7 protein-coding genes, 1 tRNA gene and 1 pseudogene are annotated in these 8,862 nt (G+C 64.1%); 6 read left to right on the top strand and 3 right to left on the bottom strand.

Going from position 1 to position 8,862, the window contains the following annotated elements; all coding sequences use genetic code 11:
* Positions 1-22 precede the first annotated feature (22 nt).
* A pseudogene (locus EBBID32_RS01175) lies at positions 23-682 on the top strand (PD-(D/E)XK nuclease family protein); the annotation flags it as partial.
* A gap of 29 nt (positions 683-711) precedes the next feature.
* Entirely contained in the window at positions 712-1,032 is a 321-nt protein-coding gene (gene trxA / locus EBBID32_RS01170; RefSeq protein WP_006949203.1) for a thioredoxin, read from the top strand.
* Between the two features lie 48 nt (positions 1,033-1,080).
* Here the strand turns inward: trxA and EBBID32_RS01165 are convergent, their stop codons facing one another.
* Both EBBID32_RS01165 and argJ read right to left on the bottom strand, forming a co-directional pair.
* Positions 1,081-1,878 (bottom strand): inositol monophosphatase family protein, encoded by a 798-nt coding sequence (locus EBBID32_RS01165; protein WP_006949201.1) that lies wholly within the window; start codon positions 1,876-1,878, stop codon positions 1,081-1,083.
* Positions 1,878-3,104, bottom strand: a complete 1,227-nt coding sequence (gene argJ / locus EBBID32_RS01160) for a bifunctional glutamate N-acetyltransferase/amino-acid acetyltransferase ArgJ (RefSeq protein WP_006949199.1) — start codon at positions 3,102-3,104, stop codon at positions 1,878-1,880. Before argJ ends, EBBID32_RS01165 begins: the two co-directional genes overlap by 1 nt.
* A 204-nt stretch (positions 3,105-3,308) precedes the next feature.
* Here argJ and secA point away from each other — a divergent pair, with 204 nt between their 5' ends.
* Both secA and EBBID32_RS01150 read left to right on the top strand, forming a co-directional pair.
* On the top strand, positions 3,309-6,035 hold the full coding sequence (gene secA, locus EBBID32_RS01155) for a preprotein translocase subunit SecA (protein WP_006949197.1): 2,727 nt from the start codon (positions 3,309-3,311) through the stop codon (positions 6,033-6,035).
* Between the two features lie 123 nt (positions 6,036-6,158).
* A complete protein-coding gene (locus tag EBBID32_RS01150; RefSeq protein WP_006949194.1) occupies positions 6,159-6,524 on the top strand; it encodes a hypothetical protein in 366 nt (121 codons plus the stop codon).
* A gap of 20 nt (positions 6,525-6,544) precedes the next feature.
* Here the strand turns inward: EBBID32_RS01150 and EBBID32_RS01145 are convergent.
* Positions 6,545-6,632 (bottom strand) — tRNA-Ser (locus tag EBBID32_RS01145).
* Positions 6,633-6,767: 135 nt separating this feature from the next.
* Here EBBID32_RS01145 and EBBID32_RS01140 point away from each other — a divergent pair.
* On the top strand, positions 6,768-7,814 hold the full coding sequence (locus tag EBBID32_RS01140) for a lytic murein transglycosylase (protein WP_006949191.1): 1,047 nt from the start codon (positions 6,768-6,770) through the stop codon (positions 7,812-7,814).
* Positions 7,801-8,823, top strand: a complete 1,023-nt coding sequence (locus tag EBBID32_RS01135; protein WP_037488111.1) for a septal ring lytic transglycosylase RlpA family protein — start codon at positions 7,801-7,803, stop codon at positions 8,821-8,823. Before EBBID32_RS01140 ends, EBBID32_RS01135 begins: the two co-directional genes overlap by 14 nt.
* The last annotated feature ends 39 nt before the right edge of the window (positions 8,824-8,862 follow it).

Here is an 8,862-nt window from a genome sequence, read left to right as displayed (position 1 = left end):
GAGATGTGTATAAGAGACAGGGCTGCGCCGGCCCGCCCCGGTCGAGGCGCGGCCGCCGCGCCCGCTGGCACCTTCTGCGCCGGTCGAGGATGATGTGCCTTATCCGCCGCCGACCCCTGCGATGCGCGCGGCGGCGGAGCGGGGGCGGTGGCTCCATGCGCTGTTCGAGCGGCTGCCCGGCGTCGAGCCTGCGCATCGTCGTGACGCTGCCGACCGCTGGCTGGTCCAGCGGGGGGCGGCGGATGCTGGCGTCCGGCAGGATGTTGTCGCGCAGGCGCTCCGCGTGATCGAAGCGCCGGACTTTGCGGACCTGTTCAGCCCCGATGCGCTGGCTGAGGCGCCCATCGCGGCGGTGGTGGGCGAAGCGGTGATCGCTGGCACGGTAGATCGGCTGTGCGTCGGGCCGGAGCGCATTCAGCTGGTCGATTTCAAGACCGGCCGGGTCGCGCCGCTGGGCGTGGACGACGTGCCGGTGGCGCATGTCCGGCAGATGGCCGCCTATGCCGCCGCGCTGGCGGTGATCTTTCCCGACCGGGCGATCGAGGCGGGGCTGCTCTACACCAGCGCGCCGCGCCTCATCATCCTGCCACCTGCGCTGCTGGCGGCGCACAAGCCGGGCTTTGCACCCACGCAGGAGAATTTGCCGCGCTCACCCGTTGAGCGCGATGCGACGACACCCTAGATAGCGCCCCAAGACAAGGAGACTATAGCATGGCCACCAAGGCAGTTACCGACAGCAGCTTCAAGGCTGACGTGATCGATTCCGACAAGCCCGTGCTTGTCGATTTCTGGGCAGAATGGTGTGGCCCGTGCAAGATGATCGGCCCGGCGCTGGAGGAAATCTCCGACGAACTGGGCGAGAAGCTGACCATCGCCAAGGTCAATATCGACGAAAATCTTGACGCGCCGGGTCAATATGGCGTGCGCGGCATCCCGACCATGATCCTGTTCAAAAATGGCGAACCGGCGGCCACCAAGGTCGGCGCCGCGCCCAAGAGCGCGCTCAAGAGCTGGATCGAAAGCGTTCTCTGATCCGATCCCTCCGGGCTTCGTCGCGATCGGCGCGAAGCCCGGAGTCGATCAACGAAATAATAGCTCTGCCGCCCTGTCCCACAGGCGCGGCGAGGATGCGCCGAGCAGACCCCGGCGCATATCCCCCACGACATAGGGCGTGCCGTCCAGCCGCTGGCAGCAGCCGCCCGCTTCGTTCAGGAATAATGTGCCTGCGGCATGATCCCAGGGCAGTGTCCGCGCAAACACTGACACGTCATTCTGCCCCAACACCAGCCGGGGATATTGTTCGGCGGCGCAGCGGGGAATATCGACCAGCTCGAAGCGGTCCTGCGACCGGCGGGTAATGTCGGCGCGTTCTTCGGCGCTCATGAAATAGACCGCCAGCGCCGCGACCGGCAGATCGCCGCCGCTTTCGCGCGCCTGCACCCGTTCGTCATTGATATGACTGCCGCCGCCCAGCATCGCGTGGCACAATCGCCCGCTGATCGGATCGAGGATCCAGCCCGCCAGCGTCGTCCCGGCGTCCGCCAGCGCGATCATGATGCCGAAGGGCGGCCTGCCAGCAGCGAAATTGCCGGTGCCGTCGATCGGGTCGATGATCCAGTTGAGACCATTGCCCGCACGATCCAGTATCGACGGGTCGGCGGCGCAGGCCTCCTCGCCAATGATCCCCGCTTCGGGCAGGATAGCAGCCAGCCCCTCGGCCAGCCGGATCTCGCTTTCCTTGTCGGCGATGGTGACCAGATCGTCCGCGTCCGCCTTGGCACTGATCTCGCTGCCCGCCAGATTCTGGTAGCGCGGCATCACGATGTCGCGGGCGACATCGCGCATCAATGCGACGACCGGGGCGTGCAGGTCCAGCATCAGCTGCGATAATCCGCGTTGATCGAGATATAGCCATGGGTCAGGTCACAGGTCCACACCGTCGCGCGGCCTTCGCCCAGCCCCAGATCGACGCCGATGACGATGTCCTGCCCCTTGAGATGCGCGGCGACGGGGGCTTCATCATAGCCTTCTACCGCAAGGCCGCCGGTCGCTACCTGGGTCGCGCCGAAGCGGATCGAGAGCAGGTCGCGGTCGGCCGGTTCGCCGGCCTTGCCAATGGCGGCCACGACCCGGCCCCAATTGGCGTCCTCGCCCGCGATCGCGGTCTTGACCAGGGGCGAATTGGCGATCGACAGGGCGATGCGGTGAGCGCTGTCGTCGCTGGTTGCGCCTTCGACGCTGATCTCGACAAATTTGGTCGCGCCTTCGCCGTCGCGTACCACCAGGTGGGCGAGTTGACGGCAAAGGTCGGCCAGCGCCGCGGCAAAGGCATCGGCCCCGGCATCGTCCATGCTGTTGAGCGGCGCATTAGCTGCCTTGCCCGTGGCAAAGGCCAGCACCGTGTCGCTGGTGGAGGTGTCGCTGTCGACCGTGATGCAGGAGAAGGTCCGCTTGTTGGCGGCGGACAGCATGGATTGCAGCAGGACAGGATCAATCGTCGCGTCGGTGAAGATATAGCCCAGCATCGTCGCCATGTCCGGCGCGATCATGCCCGATCCCTTGATGATGCCGACCAGATCAACCCGCGTCCCGCCGATCATCGCAGAGACATGCGCGCCCTTGGCAAAGGTGTCGGTGGTGCCGATGCTGTTGGCGGCATCCTCCCAGCTACAGGGCGTAGCGGCAAATGCGGCTTCCAGGCCCGCCTCCGCCTTGTCGATCGGCAGGGGGACGCCGATCACCCCGGTCGAGGAGATGAAAATGTCCGACGGCAGGCAGGTGATGTGATTGGCGACCTTGGCCGCGATCGCCTCCACCGCCGCACGACCGCGATGGCCGGTAAAGGCATTGGCATTGCCCGCATTGACCACCAGCGCCCGCGCCGAGCCGAGGGGAATGGCGTCGCGACACCATTCGACTTCGGGCGAGGGGCATTTGCTCTGCGTCGTGACACCCGCGACCGCTGTGCCTGCGTCGAGTTCGACATAGGTAAGGTCGCACCGCTCCCACGCCTTATATCCGGCACGCGCGCGGCGCAGCGTCACGCCAGCAATGGAGGGCAGGGCCGGGAAGGCGGCGGGGGCGAGAGGGGAGCGATCAGTCATGGCCGTCGCTTAGCGCAATCGCGCTGGTCGTCAAACCGGGACAAGCGGATTGGGGGTCAAATTGCATCGATAAATGTTCGCCAGCGCCGCACTGTTCCGGCGGCGATTTGATTGACTATCGGCTGAGCGCTCCCTAAATCGCCGCGCATGTCTGCGCGTGGTCCCTTGTCCGGGACGCGCTTCCCTATTGTGTCAGGAAATTGCATGTTCGGCGCCCTCGCCAAGTCCATCTTCGGATCGTCCAACGAGCGTTACGTGAAGTCGCTGGGCAAGATCGTCGACAAGATCGCGTCCTTCGAGCCATCGGTTCAGGCGTTGAGCGACGAAGATCTGGCGGCGCAGACGGTGCGGTTCCGCGAGCGGCTGGCCGCTGGCGAGACGCTGGACGACCTGCTGCCCGAAGCCTTTGCCACGGTGCGGGAAGCCGCCGTGCGGGTGCTGGGGATGCGCCATTTCGACGTGCAGATGGTGGGCGGCATCGTCCTGCATCGCGGCGAAATCGCGGAAATGCGTACCGGTGAGGGCAAGACGCTGGTGGCGACGCTGGCCACCTATCTCAACGCGCTGGAGGGCAAGGGCGTCCATGTCGTCACCGTCAACGATTATCTCGCCAGCCGCGACTGCGAATGGATGGGGCAGGTCTATCGCTTCCTGGGCCTGACCACTGGCGTCATCGTGCCGAACATCAGCGAGGACCAGCGCCGCGCCGCATATGCCGCCGACATCACCTATGCCACCAACAACGAGCTTGGCTTCGACTATCTGCGCGACAATATGAAATATGACCGTGCGTCGATGGTCCAGCGGCCCTTTAATTATGCCATTGTCGATGAGGTGGATTCGATCCTGATCGACGAAGCGCGCACGCCGCTGATCATTTCCGGGCCGACCGACGACAAGTCCGAACTCTATGTCTCGGTCGACGCGATCGTTAAGCAGATTGTCGAGACCGACTATGAGAAGGATGAGAAGCAGCGCTCCGTCACGCTGACCGAGGATGGCACCGAGAAGATCGAGCGGCTACTGGAGGATGCAGGGCTGCTCCAGGGCAGCAACCTCTATGATTTCGAGAATACGCAGGTTGTCCATCATGTGAACCAGGCGCTGCGCGCGGTCGTGATGTTCCGCCGCGACATCGACTATATCGTCAAGGACGGCAAGGTCGTCATCATCGACGAATTTACCGGTCGCATGATGGACGGACGCCGCTGGTCGGACGGCCTGCATCAGGCGGTCGAGGCCAAGGAAGGCGTCCAGATCGAGCCGGAGAACCAAACGCTCGCGTCGGTCACCTTCCAGAATTATTTCCGCATGTATCCCAAGATTTCGGGGATGACCGGCACCGCGTCGACCGAAGCGACGGAGTTCTACGAAATCTACAAGATGAACGTCGTTACCATCCCGACCAACAAGCCGGTGCAGCGGATCGACGAGCAGGACAGTTTCTACAAGAATATCGAGGACAAGTTCCGCGGCATTGCCCGCACGATCAAGGAACATGCCGAAAAGGGCCAGCCTGTGCTGGTCGGCACGGTGTCGATCGAAAAGTCCGAAATGCTGTCCGAATTCCTCAATCAGGAAGGCGTGCCGCACGCGGTGCTGAACGCGCGCTTCCATGAGAGCGAAGCGCATATCGTGGCGCAGGCTGGGCGCAAGGGCGTGGTGACGATCGCAACCAACATGGCCGGGCGTGGTACCGACATTCAGCTGGGCGGCAATCTGGAGCTGCGGGTCGAGGACGAATTGCGCGACATGCCGGAAGGGCCGGAGCGCGATGCGGCGATCGAGGCGATCAAGGCGGAAATTGCGGCGGAAAAGGCCGAGGTGCTGGCCGCCGGCGGTCTGTTCGTGCTGGCGACCGAGCGACATGAAAGCCGCCGTATCGACAATCAGTTGCGCGGCCGTTCGGGGCGTCAGGGCGATCCGGGCCTGTCGCGCTTTTACCTCAGCCTCGACGATGATCTGATGCGCATCTTTGGCCCGGACACGATGTTCGCCAAGATGATCCGATCCAACCTGGAAGATGGCGAGGCGCTGCCCCCATCCAAATGGCTGAGCAAGGCGATCGAGACCGCGCAGAAGAAGGTCGAGGCGCGCAACTACGACATTCGCAAGCAGGTCGTCGAATATGATGACGTGATGAACGACCAGCGCAAGGTGATCTACGAGCAGCGATCCGACATCATGGATGCGGACACGGTGGACGACGTCGTCACCGACATGCGCCACGAAACCGTCAACGACATTGTCGGCGGCTCCTGCCCGCCCGGCACCTATCCCGAACAATGGGATATCGCCAAGCTGAAGGCTCGGACGGCCGAAATATTGGGCCTCGAACCCGATTTCGACGCCTGGCTGACCGAAGATGCGGTCGATCCTGAGATGATCGAGGAGCGGCTGACGGCGCTGGCCAATGCAGCGGTTGAGGAGAAGGTCAAGGAGGTCGATCCGGCTGACTGGCACATGATCGAAAAATCGATCCTGCTCCAGAGCCTGGACCATCATTGGAAAGAGCATCTCTCCACGCTCGACGCGCTGCGGCAGGTCGTCCACCTGCGCGCCTATGCGCAAAAAACGCCGATCAACGAATATAAGCAGGAAGCCTTCGCCCTGTTCGAGCGGATGCTGGAAAATATCCGTGAGGATGTGACCGGCTCCATCGCGCGGGTGCAGTTCCGCATGGATGCGCCGATGCCGGAATTCGACCTGCCGGTGCTGCCCGATTTCATCACCACCCATATCGACCCGTTTTCCGGCGACGATAACAGCGCCGATTTCGACGCGGGGACATTTGGCGGGATCACCACGACGATCCCGCGCGCGCCAATGGCGGCGGCTGGAGAGTTTGCCAATCTCGACATCAGCCGCAATGCGCTCTGCCCCTGCGGTTCGGGGCAGAAATACAAGCATTGCCACGGCGCGCTGTCCTGATCATCGGCGGGGACGGGTGAGCCGCTTCTTGCCTGCCCCCCGGTTAACCAGCTTGCTTATCGCTTTTGCAAGGTTGCTGCGACAGAGTTGCATCTGATCCTGGGGGGAAACCGGGAGACAGCGATGAACAGCATCCATTATAGACCCCAGGTCGAGCATCGCCGCGAAAGCCGCTTCGTGGCCAATACCCGCGCGACGCTTTTATGGGATGGCGTCACCGAACCTATCACCATCCAGAATATTTCCTCCTACGGCGCTCTGGTCACCGGCTTCTATCTGCCGCCGATCGGCGCGCGCGTGACGGTGATCGCCGATTATCTGGAAGTGTGCGGCACCGTGATCTGGCGCGGTGATGAGCGTTGCGGCCTGTTGCTGAGCCGCCAGGTCGATCCGCTGGCGGTGATCGCGGAACCATCCGTGCGCACAGTAGAAGCGCCCCGGCAGCGCGAAATCAGCCTACGGCGAATTTCGCCGGGCATTTACGGCTGAGCATCCCGATAGATCGATAGTGGCGGAAGGGGTGGGATTCGAACCCACGGATACTTGCGCATCGGCGGTTTTCAAGACCGCTGCAATCGACCACTCTGCCACCCTTCCGTCGCCTCGCTTCCTAGCGCGCTGCGCTGGCTTGCCAAGCGCAAAAATCGTCTGTGGCTCGGTTCGTCGTCTAAACCGGCCATAGTTGCCATTAAGGGGATTCACCTGCCGTCCGGGCTGTGCAACAACGGGGGGATGAGAGATTCTCTGCGTTCGTCTGTATTTTCGCTGTTGCTGGGGCTGGCTGGCGTGACGGTTGGCGCTGTCGTGCCGGGTGCTGCGCTGGCGCAGGATAGTGCGGATTTCCGCGCCTATCTGGAAAGTTTGCGGCCCAGGGCGCGGGCGATGGGCATCCGGGATGCGACGCTGGACGGGGTGTTTGCGACGCTGACCCCCAATCCGCGCGTCATTGCGCTGGACCAGACCCAGCCGGGCGGCGGCGCCTATTCGCCGATCCCCAATTTCGAGCCGTATCGGCGCCAGCATGTTGACGCCGCGCGGATCAGCAGGGGCCGTATCGCCTATCAGGCCAACCGGGCGCGGCTGGCCCGGATCGAGGCCGAGACCGGCGTGCCGGAGGAGATCATGGTCGCCATCTATGGCCATGAAACCAATTATGGCAGCTATACGGGCGATTTCGACCTGATCCGGTCGCTGGCGACATTGGCGCATGAGGGGCGACGGCGCGCCCTGTTCGAGCCGGAGTTGTTGGCGACATTGAAGATGTTGGACAATGGCGTACCGCGCAGCCGCCTGATCGGCAGCTGGGCCGGGGCGACGGGCTATCCGCAATTCCTGCCGTCCGTCTATCTGCGGCTGGCCAAGGACGGCGATGGCGACGGGCGCGCGGACATCTGGACCAGCGAGGCCGATGCGCTGGCGTCGATCGCCAATTATTTCGTGCAGGCCGGGTGGCGGCGCGGCCAGCCCTGGGGCGTGGCGGTATCCGTGCCGTCCAGCTTCGATCGCGCCAGCGTGGCGGCAAAGACCAATCCGGCGCGCTGCCCGCGCGTATTCAACCGGCACAGCCGCTGGCTGACTATGGCAGAATGGCGCAAGCTGGGCCTGTTTCCCGCCAGAGGCATCTGGCCCGCCGATACGGTGATGGCGACGCTGCTGGAGCCGGACGGGCCGGGCAAGACCGCCTATTTGCTGACCGGCAATTACCGGGCGATCCTGGATTATAATTGTTCCAATTTCTATGCTCTGTCTGTGGGGTTGCTGGCCGATGCGGTCAAATGAAGGGGTTAGGCTGCCGCTGGCAGCCGGGGTGATGTTGCTGTTGGCGTCTTGCGGTGGCGGGGAGCAGGTGCCTGTGCCGCCGACGCCTGCGCCATTGCCGCGTCCGTTGGCGCAGGGCGGCATGGTCGCCGATGAACCGGTAACGATCGGCGCGCCCTATAGCGTGGGACGGATCACCTATACGCCCGAAGATGCGCCCAATTATGACGCGGTCGGCTATGCGGGCTGGTATGGCGAGGAGTTGCAGGGCAACAAGACCGCCAATGGCGAAACCTTTGTGCCGGGCGCTATCACGGCCGCCCACCAGACATTGCCGCTGCCCAGCTATGTCGAGGTGACCGCGCTGGACACGGGCCGGACGATCCTGGTGCGGGTCAATGATCGCGGTCCCTTTGCCAATGACCGGATCATCGACCTGTCGCATGGCGCGGCCGAGCAATTGGGCGTGATCGGCGATGGCACGGCGGCGGTGCGGGTACGGCGGGTCAGCCCGCCAGATCAGGAGCGCGCGACGCTGCGCAGCCATGGCCGGGTCGCCGAACGGCTGGAAACGCCGCCGGCCCTGCTGACGGCACTGCGGGCCAAGCTGCCTGCCCGCTCTGTAATCGCTCCGGCGAAAGCCAAGATCGCAGCCCGGCCAAGCGTCAGGACACCCCCCAAGCCAGTGAGCGCGCGGGACATCCGCGAGTCCGCGCCCCAGCCAGCCCGACAGGATGGTTTCGTGGTGGAACAGGCAGGCGCAGCTTCGGCCCCAACGCCGGTTGCGCCCGCCTCTGTCACCGCGCCACCCTCCACCCGCACCTATATCGTCCAGGTCGCCGCTTTCTCATTGCGCGCCCGTGCCGAAACGCTGGCGAAGCGCATCGGTGCCAGGGCGGTCGAGGGCGACGGATTGTGGCGCGTGCGCTTTGGTCCTTACCCCACGCAGGACGCCGCACAGGCGGGTGTGCGCGCGGCGGCAGCCAAGGGCTTTGAGAATGGCCGCATCATGGCTAATGACGCGCGATAGACATCGCGCCCTCCAAGCGATTCCATCCCATTTGAAGGC

This window comes from Sphingobium indicum BiD32 (assembly GCF_000382885.1).
Lineage (GTDB): Bacteria > Pseudomonadota > Alphaproteobacteria > Sphingomonadales > Sphingomonadaceae > Sphingobium > Sphingobium japonicum_C.
Note: the sequence above shows the minus strand (reverse complement) of the source record. Positions and strands in the feature narration are given on the sequence as shown.

Excerpts from the sequence above, each read along its gene's own strand:
- argJ (WP_006949199.1), bottom strand. The coding sequence starts at position 3,104 with ATGACTGATCGCTCCCCTCTCGCCCCCGCCGCCTTCCCGGCCCTGCCC.
- secA (WP_006949197.1), top strand. The coding sequence starts at position 3,309 with ATGTTCGGCGCCCTCGCCAAGTCCATCTTCGGATCGTCCAACGAGCGT.
- EBBID32_RS01165 (WP_006949201.1), bottom strand. The coding sequence starts at position 1,878 with ATGCTGGACCTGCACGCCCCGGTCGTCGCATTGATGCGCGATGTCGCC.
- EBBID32_RS01140 (WP_006949191.1), top strand. The coding sequence starts at position 6,768 with ATGAGAGATTCTCTGCGTTCGTCTGTATTTTCGCTGTTGCTGGGGCTG.
- EBBID32_RS01150 (WP_006949194.1), top strand. The coding sequence starts at position 6,159 with ATGAACAGCATCCATTATAGACCCCAGGTCGAGCATCGCCGCGAAAGC.
- trxA (WP_006949203.1), top strand. The coding sequence starts at position 712 with ATGGCCACCAAGGCAGTTACCGACAGCAGCTTCAAGGCTGACGTGATC.
- EBBID32_RS01135 (WP_037488111.1), top strand. The coding sequence starts at position 7,801 with ATGCGGTCAAATGAAGGGGTTAGGCTGCCGCTGGCAGCCGGGGTGATG.